Source organism: Kitasatospora sp. NPDC089797 (assembly GCF_040684795.1).
Classification (GTDB): domain Bacteria; phylum Actinomycetota; class Actinomycetes; order Streptomycetales; family Streptomycetaceae; genus Kitasatospora.
This window is the reverse complement of record NZ_JBFBGS010000013.1, coordinates 1-16071: the sequence shown is the minus strand read 5'-3', so window position 1 is coordinate 16071 and position 16071 is coordinate 1. Positions and strand designations below refer to the sequence as shown.

The window sequence follows — 16071 nt, the reverse complement described above, 5'->3', positions numbered from 1 at the left end:
CGTGTCCTCGCGGCCCCGGTCCTGGCCGCGGCGTCATCCCGCCGCAGCCGTGCACTCGGCGAGACACCAGCTCCCCCTGTGCGCTCTCCGCATGCCACCCACCCACGGAGGCTCCACATGACCTCGTCCCAGCGACTCGACGCACTGGCCGGCCCTCAGGTGACCGGCGACCTGCCGGGCCCGCGCTCCGCCGAGTTCCTCGCCCGTCAGGCGGGCTACGAGTCCAACGCCCGCAGCTACCCCCGGCGCCTGCCGATCGCCATCGAGCAGGCCTCCGGCAGCCTGGTCCGGGACATGGACGGCAACGTCTTCATCGACTTCCTGGCCGGCGCCGGTGTGCTCTCGCTCGGCCACAACCACCCCGAGCTGGTCGCCGCCGTCACCGCCCAACTCGACGTGCTCACCCACGGGTTGGACTTCCCCACCCCGGTGCGGGAGGAGTTCGTCGAGGCCCAGCTCTCCATGCTGCCGGCGTCGATGCGCTCCCGCATGAAGGTCCACTTCTGCGGGCCCACCGGCGCGAACGCCGTCGACGCCGCCCTCAAGCTGTGCAAGACCGCCACCGGGCGGGGCGACATCATCTCCTTCCAGGGCGGCTTCCACGGCAGCACCCACGCCGCCATGGCGCTCACCGGCCTGATCTCGCAGAAGCGCCCGGTGCCCAACGGCGTCCCCGGCATCCACTTCTTCCCCTACTCCTACTGCACCCGCTGCCCCGTCGGCCTGACCCCCGACAGCTGCTCCACCAACTGCGTCAGCTACCTGGAGCGGGCGCTGACCGACACCAACGGCGGTGTGCCGCTGCCCGCCGCCGTGGTGATGGAGATGATCCAGGGCGAGGGCGGCATCATCCCGGCGACCGCCGACTTCGCCCGCCGGGTGCGCACCCTGACCCGGGAGCTGGGCATCCCGCTGGTGGTCGACGAGGTGCAGACCGGTTGCGGGCGCACCGGGACGTGGTTCGCCTTCGAGGAGTACGGCATCGAGCCCGACGTCATCATCGCCTCCAAGGCGCTCAGCGGCATCGGGGCCCCGGTCGCGCTCATCATGTACGACGCCGCGCTCGACACCTGGGCCCCCGGCGCCCACACCGGGACCTTCCGCGGCAACCAACTGGCCTTCGCCGCCGGGGTGGAGGCGGTGCGGATCATCCAGCGCGACGACGTCCTGGGCAACGTCATCCGGCGCGGCGAGCAGATCTCCGACCGCCTCAAGCCGCTGCTGGACGACCCCTGGGTCGCCGAGGTGCGCGGGCGCGGCCTGATCTGGGGCGTCGAGTTCGCCGACCCCGCGGACCACCGCCCCGCCGGCCGGCTCGCCTCGGCCGTCCAGCGCGAGGCGCTGCGGGGCGGACTGATCGTCGAGGTCGGCGGCCGTGACGACGACGTGGTGCGGCTGATGCCCCCGCTCAACGTCACCGAGGCCACCGTCGACGCGGCCTGTTCCATCCTGCTGAACGCGATCCGGACCGCGAAAGCCACCCAACAGGAGGTCTGAGCAAGATGAGCCTGATCGTGCAGAAGTACGGTGGATCCTCCGTGCACAGCACGGAACGGATCAGGCAGGTCGCCGAGCACATCGTGGCCACCCACCGGGCCGGTCACGACGTGGTCGTGGTGGTGTCCGCGATGGGCGACACCACCGACGAACTCCTCGACCTGGCAGGAGAGTTGACCGAGAACGCGGCGCCGCGCGAGCTGGACATGCTGCTGACCGCGGGCGAGCGGATCTCCAACGCCCTGATGGCCATCGCCATCGAATCCCTCGGTGTCGAGGCGCGCTCGTTCTCGGGCGCGCAGGCCGGCATCCTCACCACCACCACGCCCGGACGGGCCCGCATCCTCGAGGTGCGGCCCGACCGGGTCCGCCAGAGCCTCGACCGGGGCGCGGTCGCCCTGGTCGCCGGCTTCCAGGGCATCAGCAGCGAGACCGGGGACATCACCACCCTCGGGCGCGGCGGCTCCGACACGACCGCCGTCGCCCTGGCGGCCGCGCTCAAGGCCGACCTCTGCGAGATCTACACGGACGTCGACGGCGTCTACTCCGCCGACCCGCGGATCGTGCCCGACGCGCGGCTGCTGACGCACGTCAACTACGACATCATGCGGGAACTCGCCGTCAACGGGGCCAAGGTCCTGGCGCCGCGCAGCGTGGAGTACGCCAGCCGGCACCGGGTCCCGGTCCGCGTCCGCTCGTCGTACAACGACAACCCCGGCACCATGGTGACCGGCGCGGCCACCGTGCCGTCGGCCGAGTACTCCAACGTCGTCGGCGTGGCGCACGACGCCACCGGGGCGAGGATCACCCTCGGCAACGTCCCGGACACCCCCGAACTCACCAACCGGATCCTCCAGGTGGTGACCGACATCGAGGCCGAGCTCCACTTCACCGTCCAGGACACCGCCCGGACCTCCACGGGCACCACCGACATCTCGCTGCTCCTGCCCGCGCAGGACGGCCCGGCCGTCCTGCGCTCCCTGCACCCGCAGTGCAGGGAACTCGGCATCGAGGAGCCGCACTACACGGAACGGGTCGGCAAGCTGTCGCTCATCGGCACCGGCCTGCTCTCGCAGCCCGGTGTGCTGGCGACCTGCTGCGAGACGCTGGCCGCGGCCGGGGTCCAGCTGGACACGATCTCCACCTCGGACCTCCACGTCACCGCGTTCTGCCCGGCGGACCAGCTGCCGGAGGCGGTACGGGCCTGGCACGCGGCCTTCGAGCTCGGGGCAGCCGAACTCGCTGCCGTGCACGCGGGAACCGGACGCTGAGGACGGCCTGCACAACCGGGCTCGGCCGGGACCTCCCGGCCGAGCCCGGCGGCACGTCCGGCCTCCGCCCCCGACACCGGCTGCTGCCCTCCGCTCTCCGTCCTCCGGCCTCCGTCTTCCGCTGTGCCTCCTCCGCCGTCCGCTCGTCGCCGCTCAGCCGAGCTTCGGCCGGGCACCACCCCCGCCCGGGTGGCTCCCGCAGAAAGCCTGCTCCAGGAACCCGCCCTCCGCGGCGAGCTGCGCCACGGCCTGCGGCTGGTCGCCCCGGCTGGTCACGGACAGCGCGACCTGCCGGTCCGCCGTCCCCCACAGCTGCGAGCTGAACCCGGGCACCCCGCCGTCGTGGCCGTAGACCGGCCCGCAGGACAACTGCAGCCGGGCCAGCCCCAGCCCGTAGTCCAGGCGGCCGACCCGGCCGTCACCCCCGGCCGGGATGGTCGTCCTCATCTCCGCCATCAGCCGGGGCGACAGCAGCCGCCCGCCCAGCAGGGCCTGCTCGAAGCGGTTCAGGTCGGCGAGGGTGGATATCAGCTCGCCCGCGGAGTTCGCCCAGGTGACGCTCTGCACCGTGACGTCCCGGTCGATCCGGTCCTCCGGCCTCGGGCCCTCGGCGAGCGTCCAGTAGCCGTGGGCGTGCGGACCGCGGATGTCGGTGGCCGACCCCGGGAAGTACGTTCCGCCGAGCCCGAGCGGCCGCAGGATGCGCGCGGTGATCTCCTGGGCGTAGCCCCGCCCGGTGACCCGCTCGATGATCATGCCCAGCAGGGCGTAGTTGACGTTGGAGTAGCTGAACCTCGCTCCCGGCGGGAAGTTGGGCGCATGCGCCACCGAGGCGGCCACCACCTGCGCCGGGGTGATGGCGCGGGTCAGCCCGCCCTCGTCGAGCCACGCCCCGATCACGACCGGGTCCGTGGTCTGCGGGAACAGCCCGCCCGGCTCGTTGGTCGGATCCCACAGGCCGGAGCTGTGGTCGAGCAGCTGACGGACGGTGATCCCCCCGCCGTTCGGCACCAGCCCCGGCAGGTAGCGCTCGATCGGGTCGTCCAGGCCGACCCGCCCCTCGCCCACCAGTTGGAGCACCGTGGTGGCGGTGAACACCTTGGTGATGCTCCCCGCGCGGAACCGCCCGTCCGTCCGCACCGGGGCGCCGGTGGCGAGGTCGGCGACGCCCGAGCCCGCGCGCCAGACCCCGCGCCCGTCCCGCACCTCGGCGATCGCCCCGGCCGCCCCGGCCGCCGTCACCGCCTTCAGGGCCGCCCTCCGCGCCTGCCCCTCCCCGCCGCCGGCACCCGCCCCGGCGGCACCCGCTCCGACGACACCCGGCCCGGCCGCACCCGCGCCGGCGGCACCCGGCTCGGCGGCGCCCGCGGAAGCGACCGGTGCGGCCAGCGCCAGACAGACCGCCGCCACCAGCACGGAAACCGTTCGACGCGCCATGTGACCCCCTCGTCCAGGGCGGACCCCCGTCCGCCTCCGACTCCACAGCCTCGTCGCCTTCCTGATGCTCCGTCATCCCCCACCGGGAGGAAGTCGCCGTACTCCCGCCACCGTAGCCACTGTGCCGTACGGAGGACGCCGATCAGCGGCGACGGCCCGCGGCGACGACCCGCGGCCCGGGCCCGGCGGAGCGGGAGCTTTCGGCCGGAAGCCCGGGCGACGGCGCGTTTCCGGACGACCTCGCGCCGGATCGTTGACCGGCCCGCCGGGAGGGCGCTTGGCTCGTCCCGAACCGGGCCGCGGGGGCGTTCGGGCCCGGCACCGCCATCTGGGGAGGACGATCCATGACCACCGCCCGCACCCGCCGCCGGTCGGCCCGCGCCGCCGCCGTCCTGGTGGCCCTCGTCGCGGCCGGCGCCGCGATGCCCGCCGCCGAGGCCCGACCGCTCAAGGGGGACACCGCCCGGGTCAGCGAGGGCCCCAAGGGGGAACAGCTGAACGGCTACTCGACCGCGCTCGGGCTGAGCGACGACGGTCGGTACGCGCTGTTCTCGTCGACCGCGACCGACCTGCTGCCCCGGGGCGGCACGCCGAACAACACCGAGGTCTACCTGCGGGACCTGCGCAACGGCCACGTCGAGCGGATCAGCACCGCCGCCGACGGCGCCCAGCTGAACGCCATGACCTTCCAGGCCTCGATCAGTGGCGACGGCCGTTACGTCGCGTTCAGCACCGGCGCCACCAACGTGCTGCCCGGCGGGTCCGGGCACCGCAGCGACGTCTACGTCCGCGACCGCTGGACCGGCCGCACCGAGCTGGTCACGGCGGGCGGCCTGCCCAGCACCGACGACCAGAGCCGCTACGACGCCGGGAGCCCCGCGATCAGCCGGGACGGCCGGTACGTCACCTACGTCTCCAACCGCGGCGACCTCGCCCCGGGCGCGGCGGTCCCCGGCCAGAACAACGTCTACGTCACCGACCTGAGGACCCGCACCAGCCGCCTGGTGACCGTCGGCGTCGGCGGAGCGGCCGCCGACGCCAACTCCTTCAACCCGACGATCAGCGCGGACGGTTCCACCGTCGGCTTCGGCTCCCGGGCCGGCAACCTGCTCCCCGACGCGCCGACCGGCCCGACCCCTTCGACTGCCCCGGGTGCCGCAGGCTCTCCCGCACTGGCCCGCGGGCCGCACTACTACCCCTACTTCGCCTGGAAGGCCGACACCGGCCGGATCACCGCCGCCGGCCTGGACCGGGCCGGGCAGCGGGGCGACGTCGCCTACGACGCCCGGGTCAGCCGCGACGGCCGCTTCGCCGTCTACAGCCTCGCCACGTACGGCCAGGGCGGCCCCGGCCACGGCGGCACCCGGCTGAACGTGTTCGTGCACGAGCTGGCCACCGGCCGGGTCACCCAGGTCGACACCGGCCTGCCGGGCACGACGTCGGACGGCACCTCGTCCGGCGGCGACCTGACCGCCGACGACCGCTGGGTCTACTTCGACTCCAGCGACGACAACCTCGTCCCCGGCGACACCAACCAGGCGGTGGACGTGTTCCGCCGCGACCTGTGGACCGGGCGGACCGAGCGGGTCAGCCTCACCCGCGACGGCGGGCAGAGCGACACGGCCTCCGCGAGCCCCCGGGCGGACGCCACCGGCGACACCGTGATCTTCGACGCCGTCGACGGCAACCTCGTCCCGGGGGACACCAACCAGCTCCAGGACGTCTTCCTGCGCCGCCTCTGAAGCCTGCTCCGGTCCGGCCGTCGGCGGCCGGCGCCGGGCGCCGACGGCCGGATGCGCGGGCCGGTCACCCCCGCGCATCCATCCGCGAACCCGCTACAGCCCCGGCGTCGGGCGGACCGGGTGCTTGCTCATGATCGACACCCGGTTGAAGGCGTTGATGGTGATCGCCACCCAGATCGCCGCAGAGATCTCCTCCTCCGTGAGGGCTTCGCGCGCGAGCGCGTAGGCAGCCTCCTGCGCGGTCGCGTCCGCCGGGTGCGTGGTCGCCTCGGCGAGCGCCAGCACCGCGCGCTCCCGGCCGGTGAACAGCTCGGTGTCCCGCCAGGCCGGGAGGACGCCCAGCCGCTGGGTGGTCTCGCCCTCGCGCAGCGCGGCCCGGGTGTGCACGTTCAGGCAGTAGGCGCAGCCGTTGAGCTGGGAGACCCGCAGGTTGACCAGTTCGACCAGCCGCCGGTCCAGCCCGGCCTCCGTCGCGGCCGCCCGCGCCGCCTCGGCGGCGCCGAGCAGTGCCTTGTAGGCGGTGGGGCTCTGCTTGTCGATGAACACCCGTCGCCCGGCCGGAACCACCGTCACGTCACTCACCTGTACTCCTCGACTCCGCTGCGCTGTCGTCCGTCACTCTGCCATGCGATAATAGTTGAATATAGAACTACCGTATGATCGACATCCACCAAGGGAGGGACCACAGCCGTGAGCACCGCCGACACCGGACCGCGCCCCGCGACCGGACCGCAGGACCCGCAGCACCCGTACGTCGAGGTCCTGTCCGCCCGGGACGTCCCGCTCGGCGGACCGCGCGCGATGACCGTCCGCCGCACCCTGCCGCACGGCCACCGCCGGATGATCGGCGCCTGGTGCTTCGTCGACCACTACGGCCCGGACGACGTCGCCCGCACCGGCGGCATGGACGTCGCCCCGCACCCCCACACCGGCCTGCAGACCGTCAGCTGGCTCTTCACCGGCGAGATCGAACACCGGGACAGCCTCGGCGTGCACGCCTTCGTCCGCCCGGGCGAGCTCAACCTGATGACCTCCGGCCACGGGATCTGCCACTCCGAGGTCTCCACCCCGGCGACCACCGTGCTGCACGGCGTCCAGCTCTGGGTCGCCCTGCCGGACGAACACCGGGACACCGCACGGGACTTCCAGCACCACGCCCCCGAGCCCGTCCCCCTCGACGGCGGCGAGGCCCGGGTGTTCCTCGGCACCCTGGCCGGCCACACCTCCCCCGTCCCGACCTTCACCCCGCTGCTCGGCGCCGAGCTCACCCTCGCCCCGCACGCCACCCTCACCCTGCCCGTCGACCCCGCCTTCGAACACGGCCTCCTCGTCGACCGCGGCGAGGTCCGCCTGGCCGGCACCGACCTCCGCCCCGCCGACCTCGGCTACCTCGCCCCCGGCGCCGCCGCCCTCACCGTCACCAACACCGCCGACTCCCCCGCCCGCCTCGTCCTGCTCGGCGGAACGCCCTTCGAGGAGCAGATCGTCATGTGGTGGAACTTCATCGGGCGGTCCCACGAGGACATCGTCCGGGCCCGCGAGGAGTGGCAGGCCGCCGCCGACCGCTTCGGCGCCGTCCAGGGCTACCCCGGCGACCGCCTCCCCGCCCCGGAGCTCCCGGGAATCCCCCTCAAGGCGCGCGGGCGCACCCGCTGACCTACGCGTTTCGCAATCGGGGGTACGGCGGCCGGGTCCACCGCACCCCCGATCCGGAGCCCCCTGGCGCTCAGCCCAAAGCCCCCTGCAGACGCTCGCTCCCGCACTCGACGCTTGGCATCGTTCAACCATCCGCGACAACGCCTGACAGGACCAATGCTGACCCACTGCTGAGTTTGCTGACGGTCCATCAGAATTGGCCGAAGCTCTCCCGGAGTCCGGGAAGCCACCGTCGGGTGCCGTCACGAGAACCGGCGAATACGCCGGCGACCCCCTCGCCGGTTGCCGAAGGACGGTCACCACAGCAAGGGGGCAGGCTGGAGAAAACAGCCACCATGCCACCCCCGGCTCCACTGACGATCTTGCTTCAAGCCAGTTATTAGCCTCGAAAATCTGGGAGACATTCGGATCCCCCGCCTCCGAAAGAGCCCGCCGACCCGCCCCGACCCGGCACTAGGGTGACCTCATGGCTGACGGCCCGACGACAGCACCACCCGCGATCGAGGCGCTGGACTCCCTCGTCGAGCGTGCCTGCAAACCGCCGACCGGTACCTCCCGAGCGAAGCAACTGCGCTGGATCGCCGGCGAATTGCGCACCGCCCTGGAGCGGGGCGCGATCGTCCCCACAGCCGCCGACTCACTCGACACGCTCCTCGCGCCGGACACCCTCGCCACCTACCTCACGGCCGCCGAGCGGGGCCTGCTGAGACGCAAGCCCGCCGCACGACCGGACCAGGCCTCACCCGCGTCCATGCGCATCCGAGAGAACTGCCTGCGCATCCTCGGTGCCCGAGCCGGCATCACCGTCATACTCCCGGATCACGACCGGCCTCAGGTCGCGCTCCGGCCCGTGATCGCCGCCCGCCCGCGCAGCATCCTCCTTGGCCACCTGGAACGCTCGGCCCGCCCCGACCGGTCCGCGTCCCGCAGTCGGATCCTCGCCATCATCGGCACCGTGCTGGACACCGGCTGCCGCGCCGGCGAACTCTGTGCCCTGCGCACGGACGACGTCGACCTGCACCACGGCACAATCCGCCTCACCCACCTCCCCCAGCACCGCAACCCGCGCACCACGCCCGCTACACGGACGGTCACCCTGTCCCGCTCCACGCAGGCCGCGATCCGCCACTGGCTCACCATCCGCAGCCACCTCGTCGCACGCGACCCCACCCAGCCCGTCGGCCCGGGAAACGAGACCACCGACGCCCTGTGGGTGAGCATCGCCCCCAGCGGCCACCCCCGCCCCGGCCTCCCCCTCCACTTCCGCGGCCTGGCCCGCGCCTACGCCCGCGCGATCCACGACCTCAACACCGACATGGCCGCCGAACCCGGCTGGCACCCCCTGCCCCGACGCATGGAACAACTACGCCGCGCCATCGAACTCGAACCAGCAGACCCCACCAGTCGTTCGCAGCAGGCCCGCCATGCGACTGGGACGCATGGCGGGCCTGAGGGGGGATGGCCGGTCAGCTGTCGAAGGTGCCGACGATGGTGACCTTGGGGCTGCTGGCGTCCTTGACGATGGGGGGCAGGCTGCGGTCGATGACGGTGACGCTGGCGTCGACCGTGCGGTCGACGAACTTCAGGGCGCCGTTGGGGATGTAGGAGAAGCGGTTGTAGAGGGGTACGGCGACGTTCTTGACCGGGCCCTCGATGATGTCGACGCCGGGCTGCAGCGGCCCGCTCTTGTCCTTGGCGTACAGGTAGACGTTGCTGAACGTGGTGACCGCGTAGGCGGCGGCGTCCTGTACGAAGCCCAGGTACTTGAGCCCTTCCGACTCGCTGCCTGCCGCGGGGGCCTTGACGGCGGGATCGGTGAAGGCGATCTTGATCTGGGTGTCGCCGGGGACCGTGACGTCCTTGTCCGGGGCGCTGCCCGGCGTCATGGCGGCGATCTTGAGGGCGGACGCCGAGGACTGCGCGTCGGTGTTCAGGGCGGTGATCTTGATCGAGGACACGGTGTCGTTGAAGTCCGCACCGATGAACGGGACATCGGCGGTGAAGACCCTGCTGGCGCCCTTGAGGTCGGCGTCCTGGTAGACGGTGACCTCCAGGCCGGCGGGGACCTTCAGCGAGCTGATGGCGTCGTTGGTCTTCCCTTCGAGGTTGTAGACGCCCGCGGCCAGGGAGACACGTGCGCCCTGGTAGTCGCGGTCGAGGAAGAACTGCGCGAGGGCGCCGGTCGCTGCCATGTGAACCTCCGTCAGATCGTCAGTTTCGGATCATCGTGGCACCGCAGCGCGAGGGGGCGACCAACATCAACAAAGCCGTGTCATGAGCAAGTCCGATCTGGTAAAAGTCCGCTCCCGAACGGATCCCACTCGCCTGCCCCATGCGGATCCCCCCACGACGCGCCCTGGTCGTACCACCTTGCCTGCCAGTCACCCTGACTACTGTGACTCGGCGCGCTACTTGTCGCTCATCGCACTGCTCGACGTGCGGTTCTCCGGGCGGGTCAGCACGACAACCGTCGCCGAATCGGCGAGGTATCTGTCGAACGGGGCACCAGTACGCCCATCCGCTAGCTTCTGTCCGCTCCGCCAGCGGCGCCCAGCCGCACCGGGTGACGCTGGAGATCGACCTCGGCGACCTTCACCGTGATCAGCTGGCCCTCATCGACAAGCCGATCCGGAGTCTCGGCTGGCTCGTCAGCGGTTGTTGTCTTTCCGTTCTTGATGGCTGTGTTTCCGCTGGCCAGGTATAGGGTCGGCGGCCCCGTGGCAGTGGTGACGTGTCGTGTCGTCGCTGGGGTGGAGGTTGGGGATGCCGTCGGTTGTGGGGCTGCTGGAGCAGCGTGAGCTCACTGCTCGCCGTCATGTCGACGAGCTGCGGGAGGAGGCTGACCGCGTCCAGTCTCCGCGGGTCTACTGGCTCCCGACGGACAGCCGGTTTGTCCCGAGCCTGCGGACGCGGCGAAGCCGAAGTCTGTGGCGCCGATGTGGCGTGTAGCCCTACCAACCCGCGCCCCGGACCGCGAGAGTCAGCCGGTGATGGTCCCACCGCACCGGTCCAGGACGCCCAGGAGCACGGTCTGCCGACGTGGCGACCCTGGTCGGGATTGAGGTTCTCGGCCTTGCGCCGGGCCGCCGCCAGGAGCCCACCGACCCACCCCGACCCGGCGCCAGGGTGACCGCCGGCCCTGAGGCCGTGCCCGGTGGGCGGCGGTGAGGTCTCGACACCAGCCCTACGACGGCTTCGGGATGCGCGGGGAGCATGCACCCGCCCCTCCCGGCCGAGCACTTCGGCGCGCGGACCCTCGTCGAATCCTGCCTCTGGGGCAATGTCGGGACCGACATGGAAAGCCCGCGCGGGGTCGACGCGGTGAATTCCCCGACGATCGGTCGGCGAACGGCCGGACAACGTTCAGTGGAAGTTCATCGGTTCAATTTCGTACGAATTTCGCGTGCTTGTGATCCTCGTCGCATCCTCGCCTCCTGACGGCCTTTTAGCACTGGAGCGGTCCGGTGCACCGTTGCATGAGCGTTACTGTGGTGGAGCGGCAACGTGGCTGCTCGGACCGGGCACGCCTCCTTGCGACTCAAGTTTCTTTCGTGGTGCGTACGCGATGAACCGTGTTCGAACCGCCCTTTGGGAGAGGCGACTTGTCCCTCGAATTCATACCGGCCCGTCTTGATGACGTGGACGGTCTGCTGACGCTCTACCGCCAGGTCTACGGGCGGAGCTACGCGCTTCCGCTCGGCACCGACCCCGAGGTGATGGCCCGTGAGATCGAGGCCCCGGACACCACCTGGCTGGTGGCCCGGGAGCCCGGCGGCGACCGGCTGTTCGGGTCCATCCTCGGCACGGTCGACCCGGCCGCGCGGATCGGCAAGCTGCAGGGTCTGGTGATCCATCCGGACGCCCGTGGGCTCGGTGCGGCCAACCTCGCCGTGCAGCAGCTCGCCGACCAGTTGCTGACGGGCGACCACCCGGTCGACTCCGTGTACGCGACCGCCCGGACCGACACCACCGCCCCGCAGCGCATCTGCCTGAAGTCCGGCTTCCGCGCGCTCGGCGTGCTGCCGAACCTGCGCAAGGCCGCCTGGCACGAGACCATGGTGCTGCTGGCCAAGCACCGTTCGGGCGTCCTGGAGCAGCGGCTTCCGGTGTACAAGGTCCCCTCCGCGCTCGGCGGGCTGGTCCGGGCGCTGGCGGACGTGCCGGGCCCCGAGCAGCGACCGGAGCTCGTGGACGAACCGCTGCCCAGGCCGAGGAAGGGCGGGATCGCCGTCCGGGAGCTGGAGTTCATCGACGCACCGGCCTTCGTGAGCCGCCGGTTCGCCGGGCTGGGGGACTGCTTCTACCCGTTCCACGAACCGAACGTCATGCTCTCGGCCGCCGACGGCGCCTACGAGGTGTACGCGCACCTCAGCCCCGCCGACGGGTACTGCACGCTGATCGGCACCGAGCTCGCGGAGATCGGCGAGGACCTCGACACCATCACCGACCGGCTGGCCGCGCACGGCGCCCGGTACATCGAGGCCTTGGTGCCGCTGGACGGTTACCACTCGCTGCGCCGGCTGCTCGGGCACGGCTTCCTGCCGGTGGCGGCCTACCCCGCGATGCGCCGGGAGGGCGAGGGCTTCCGCGACTACGTGGTGCTGGCCCGGATCCTGCAGCCGCTGGACTTCCGGGGCCTGGCCATCGACGCCGCGTTCCAGCCGTTCACCGAGCAGTACATCGAGCTGTGGAAGCAGCAGCACCTCGACACCCACGGGATATTCCAATGAACACGTACCTCCAACCGGTCTCGGTACCGGACCCCGAAGCCCTCGCCCGCGTGCAGCAGTTGGTCGACCTGGCCGAGCCGTACCGGGTCGGGGACGACGTGGACGCCCTGTTCACGGCGGCGATGAACGAGATCAACGCCTGGCACGCCGAGCGCTCGCCCTGGTTCGCCAAGCTGTGGGCCGCCGAGGGGCACACCCTGGAGTCCGTCGAGGAGCTCCACCGACTGCCGTTCGTGCACGCCAACTTCTTCAAGCTGCACGAGGTGCTGTCGCTGCCGCGCGAGGAGACGCTGCTGACCCTGACGTCGTCCGGCACGACCGGTCAGAAGTCGCAGATGGCCTTCGACGACTTCACCCTGCGCAACGGCCAGCGGATGGTCGCCCGGGTCTTCGACCACTACGGCTGGATCAAGTCCGAGGGCGACGAGCCGGTCAACTACCTGCTCTCCAACTACCAGCCCCGGCCCGGCCTGAACCTCGGCACCTCGTTCACCGACGAGTACCTGTGCCACTTCGCACCCGTCCGCTCGGTCGAGTACGCGCTCAAGCACACCGGCAGCGGCCACGAGTTCGACCCGTTCGGCTGCGTCCGCGCGCTGATCCGCTTCGCCGAGGAGGGCGCGCCGGTCCGGATCCTCGGCTTCCCCGCCTTCCTCTCCTTCACCCTGGACCGGATGCGCGAACTCGGTCTGCCGCCGCTCCAGTTGAACCCGGAGTCGCTGGTGGCCTTCGGCGGCGGCTGGAAGGGCAACGCGGACAAGGAGATCACCAAGTCGGAGCTGTACCGGCGCATCCACGAGCAGCTCGGCATCCCGGACGAGCGGATCCGCGACGGCTACGGCGCGGTGGAGCACTCCGTCCTGCACATGGAGTGCTCCAACCACCGTCTGCACGTCCCGGTCTGGGCCCGCCAGCTGGTCCGTGACGTGCGCACGCTCCAGCCGCTGCCGTACGGCGAGAGCGGCTACCCCCAGTTCATCTCGCCGTACATCACCTCGGTGCCGGCCCAGTCCGTGCTGATGGGCGACCTGGTCACCCAGCACGCGCCGGAGGAGTGCGGCTGCGACCTGCCCACGCCCTGGTTCGAGGTGCACGGGCGCGCCGGGCTCAGCCGCAACCGCAGCTGTGCCGTCGCCGCCGCCGAACTGCTCAAGACCGAGGGGAAGAAGTGACTCAGCACTACTGGCAGGGCACGTGGGTCGACGACGCGGAGGCGGCGGCCCGCCTGGAGCACCTCGACGAGTACGCCGCCGGCGCGCTCGCCGAGCGGCTCAGCCCGCTCACCGTGATCGCCGCCTGCGAGCGCATGGCCGTCGCGCTGACCGACCCGGCGAGCGAGCACTCCGTCCGGCTGGCGGGTCTGCTGCGCGAGGCGGGCGTGCCCGAGGACGAGACCGCGCGGACGATGCACGACCTCACCGAGGCGCTGTCCCGGGAGGAGCTGGAGGTCAAGCTCACCCGCGAACTCGGCGGCATCGACCCCGGGCGGCTGGCGCGCTTCGACTTCCGCCGGGAGATCTTCGAGGGCTGGTTGCCGGTCGGCCTGCTGGTGCACATCGCGCCGGGCAACGCACCCGCCGCCGGGGCGCTCACCGTGGTCGAGGGCCTGCTCGCGGGCAACCTCAACGTCGTCAAGACCAGCGGCGGGGAGCGGTTCACCCATGAACTGCTCGCCGCCATCGCGGAGTTCGACGCCACCGGAGCGATCGCCCGGCAGGTCGTGGTGCTCGGCTTCCCCTCCTCGCGCACCGACTGGCTCCGGCGACTGTGCGCGGCCGCCGACGCCGTCGCCGCCTGGGGCGGCGAGGAGGCCATCGCCTCGATCGCCGCGCTGATACCCGCCGGCTGCCGGCTGGTCGACTGGGGACCGAAGCTCTCCTTCGCGTATCTGACGGCCGATGCCTGGTCCGCCCCCGAGGCGCTGGACGGCATCGCCGACGACATCTGCCGCCTCGAACAGCAGGCCTGCGCCAGCCCGCAGGTGGTGTACCTGGACACCGAGGACGAGGACGAGCTCTTCGCCTTCGCCGAGCGGTTCGCCGCCGTGCTCGCCGCCCGCGCACCCGCCCCGCACGACCGGGAGCCGCTGGAGAGCGCCGAGATCACCAACACCGTCCTGGTGGCCCGGCTGGAGGAGCACCTCGGGCTCACCAAGGTGCACGCCGCGCCCGACGCGAGCTGGCACGTGCTCGCCGACACCCGCAGCGCGCTGCGGGCCTCGCCGCTGCACCGCACGGTCTGGGTCAAGCCGCTGCCGCGCAAGCGGATCGCCGAGGTGCTGCGCCCGATGCGCCGCTACCTGCAGACCGCCGGGATCGGCGCGAGCCGCACCGACACCGCGGAGCTGGCCGGCGCCGTGCTGGCGGCGGGCGTCCAGCGGGTGACGGTGCCCGGCGGGATGCTCGGCAGCTACGACGGTGAGCCGCACGACGGCGTCTACGCGCTGCAGCGGTACAGCCGCCGGGTGGACGTCCAGCTGGACGGGCGGTTCGCCGGCGACGCCTGCCTGGACGACCTGGTCGGTGCGCGGGAACTCGCGCCCCCGGCGGTCGCGGTGACCGTCAAGACCGACTTCGAGCAGTTGCAGACCGACCTCAGCCGTGCGGAGGTCTTCTTCCGCAGCGGCGGCAGCTCCGGCGCGCCCAAGCTCTCCGCGTTCAGCTGGGACGACTACCACGAGCACATGCGCTCCGGCGCGGAGGGCCTGCTGGCGGCCGGGTTCGACCCGCGGACCGACCGGTCGATGAACCTCTTCTTCGGCGGGCAGCTGTACGGCGGGTTCTCCAGCTTCTTCTCGGTACTGGAGACGCTCGGGGCGGTCCAGTACCCGATGATGGCGCAGGACGACCACGCGGCGGTCGCCCGATCGGTGGTCGAGCACCGGGTCAACACCCTGTTCGGCATGCCGAGTTACCTGCTGCGGGTCTTCACCGAGGGTGCGGACCTGCTGCGCGAGTACCGCGGTGTGCGCAAGCTGTTCTACGGCGGCGAGCACTTCCCGGCCCGCCAGCGCGAGTGGCTGCGCGAGGAGTTCGGGGTCGAGCTGGTCCGCGCCGGCGCGTACGGCAGCGTGGACGCCGGCCCGCTCGGCTACCAGTGCCCGGCCGCACCGGACCGGGTGTACCACCTGTTCAGCGGACTGCACACGCTGGAGATCCTCGACCGCGAGGCGGACCGGCCCGCGCCGGCGGGTGAGGCCGGGCGGCTGGTGTTCACCGCGCACACCCGGCGCGGGCAGCGGCTGGACCGGTACGAGATCGGCGACCTCGGGTGCTGGCTGACCGAGGACTGCCCGTGCGGTCGGCGCACCCCGCGCTTCGAACTGCTGGGGCGCTTCGGCGACATCTTCCGCAGCGGCAGCTACTTCCTCAACTACCGGCGGTTCGTGGAGGTCGCGGAGGAACGGCTGGACCACCACGGCGCGCTGCAGATCCTGCTGGACGAGGACGACGACGCCAACGAGAGCCTGACCGTCCGGCTGGAGGGCCTGCCGCAGGACGCGTCGGGCGCCCGGGAGTTCCTGGACGGGTACCCGGACCTCGCGGCGGCGGTGGAGCTTGACCGGCTGGTGGAGCTGCGCGTGGAACGCGCGCCGGCCGCGGACTTCGCGCAGACGGCGGCGAGCGGGAAGCTGCTGGCCGTCGTGGACCGGCGGTCCAGGAACCACTGACGTTCCGGAGGACGCGCAGGAACCGCGCGAGCGGGCCCCCCGCCTACGAGCCGGGGGGGCCCGGGCGC

The 16071-nt window shown here is 72.0% G+C and carries 11 protein-coding genes; 8 read left to right on the top strand and 3 right to left on the bottom strand.

The window, feature by feature from the left end:
- Positions 1-117: 117 nt before the first annotated feature.
- Both AB0O91_RS12360 and AB0O91_RS12355 read left to right on the top strand, forming a co-directional pair.
- A complete protein-coding gene (locus AB0O91_RS12360; protein WP_363430852.1) occupies positions 118-1497 on the top strand; it encodes a diaminobutyrate--2-oxoglutarate transaminase family protein in 1380 nt (459 codons plus the stop codon).
- A gap of 5 nt (positions 1498-1502) precedes the next feature.
- The gene (locus tag AB0O91_RS12355) at positions 1503-2768 is read left to right on the top strand and encodes an aspartate kinase (RefSeq protein WP_363430849.1); all 1266 of its coding nucleotides are present in this window, start codon (positions 1503-1505) and stop codon (positions 2766-2768) included.
- 153 nt (positions 2769-2921) lie between these two features.
- Here the strand turns inward: AB0O91_RS12355 and AB0O91_RS12350 are convergent, their stop codons facing one another.
- Positions 2922-4205 (bottom strand): serine hydrolase domain-containing protein, encoded by a 1284-nt coding sequence (locus AB0O91_RS12350; RefSeq protein WP_363430846.1) that lies wholly within the window; start codon positions 4203-4205, stop codon positions 2922-2924.
- Between the two features lie 344 nt (positions 4206-4549).
- On the opposite strand from AB0O91_RS12350, the gene AB0O91_RS12345 reads away from it, so the two are divergent.
- Positions 4550-5947, top strand: coding sequence for a hypothetical protein (locus AB0O91_RS12345; protein WP_363430844.1), 1398 nt, complete (start codon positions 4550-4552; stop codon positions 5945-5947).
- Between the two features lie 93 nt (positions 5948-6040).
- Here AB0O91_RS12345 and AB0O91_RS12340 read toward each other — a convergent pair whose 3' ends face one another.
- Positions 6041-6529, bottom strand: a complete 489-nt coding sequence (locus AB0O91_RS12340; protein ID WP_363430841.1) for a carboxymuconolactone decarboxylase family protein — start codon at positions 6527-6529, stop codon at positions 6041-6043.
- A 180-nt stretch (positions 6530-6709) separates the two neighbouring features.
- On the opposite strand from AB0O91_RS12340, the gene AB0O91_RS12335 reads away from it, so the two are divergent.
- Complete coding sequence (locus AB0O91_RS12335) at positions 6710-7603, top strand: pirin family protein (protein ID WP_363431146.1); 894 nt, start codon at positions 6710-6712, stop codon at positions 7601-7603.
- Between the two features lie 466 nt (positions 7604-8069).
- On the top strand, positions 8070-9098 hold the full coding sequence (locus AB0O91_RS12330) for a site-specific integrase (protein ID WP_363430838.1): 1029 nt from the start codon (positions 8070-8072) through the stop codon (positions 9096-9098).
- Here the strand turns inward: AB0O91_RS12330 and AB0O91_RS12325 are convergent.
- Complete coding sequence (locus AB0O91_RS12325; protein ID WP_363430835.1) at positions 9070-9795, bottom strand: peptidase inhibitor family I36 protein; 726 nt, start codon at positions 9793-9795, stop codon at positions 9070-9072. The two genes, AB0O91_RS12330 and AB0O91_RS12325, sit on opposite strands and share 29 nt — an antisense overlap.
- A 1410-nt stretch (positions 9796-11205) precedes the next feature.
- On the opposite strand from AB0O91_RS12325, the gene AB0O91_RS12320 reads away from it, so the two are divergent.
- Genes AB0O91_RS12320 through AB0O91_RS12310 form a run of 3 tightly spaced genes read left to right on the top strand, consistent with a single transcriptional unit; the run spans position 11206 to position 16003 of the window.
- Positions 11206-12333, top strand: coding sequence for a GNAT family N-acetyltransferase (locus AB0O91_RS12320; protein WP_363430832.1), 1128 nt, complete (start codon positions 11206-11208; stop codon positions 12331-12333).
- Positions 12330-13505 carry an acyl-protein synthase gene (locus tag AB0O91_RS12315; RefSeq protein ID WP_363430829.1) on the top strand — a complete coding sequence of 392 codons (1176 nt, stop codon included), beginning with the start codon at positions 12330-12332 and terminating at the stop codon, positions 13503-13505. Before AB0O91_RS12320 ends, AB0O91_RS12315 begins: the two co-directional genes overlap by 4 nt.
- The gene (locus tag AB0O91_RS12310) at positions 13502-16003 is read left to right on the top strand and encodes an acyl-CoA reductase (RefSeq protein WP_363430826.1); all 2502 of its coding nucleotides are present in this window, start codon (positions 13502-13504) and stop codon (positions 16001-16003) included. Before AB0O91_RS12315 ends, AB0O91_RS12310 begins: the two co-directional genes overlap by 4 nt.
- The last annotated feature ends 68 nt before the right edge of the window (positions 16004-16071 follow it).

Coding starts and splice junctions, on each gene's coding strand:
- AB0O91_RS12360 (WP_363430852.1), top strand. CDS start 118: ATGACCTCGTCCCAGCGACTCGACGCACTGGCCGGCCCTCAGGTGACC.
- AB0O91_RS12355 (WP_363430849.1), top strand. CDS start 1,503: ATGAGCCTGATCGTGCAGAAGTACGGTGGATCCTCCGTGCACAGCACG.
- AB0O91_RS12350 (WP_363430846.1), bottom strand. CDS start 4,205: ATGGCGCGTCGAACGGTTTCCGTGCTGGTGGCGGCGGTCTGTCTGGCG.
- AB0O91_RS12345 (WP_363430844.1), top strand. CDS start 4,550: ATGACCACCGCCCGCACCCGCCGCCGGTCGGCCCGCGCCGCCGCCGTC.
- AB0O91_RS12330 (WP_363430838.1), top strand. CDS start 8,070: ATGGCTGACGGCCCGACGACAGCACCACCCGCGATCGAGGCGCTGGAC.
- AB0O91_RS12325 (WP_363430835.1), bottom strand. CDS start 9,795: ATGGCAGCGACCGGCGCCCTCGCGCAGTTCTTCCTCGACCGCGACTAC.
- AB0O91_RS12315 (WP_363430829.1), top strand. CDS start 12,330: ATGAACACGTACCTCCAACCGGTCTCGGTACCGGACCCCGAAGCCCTC.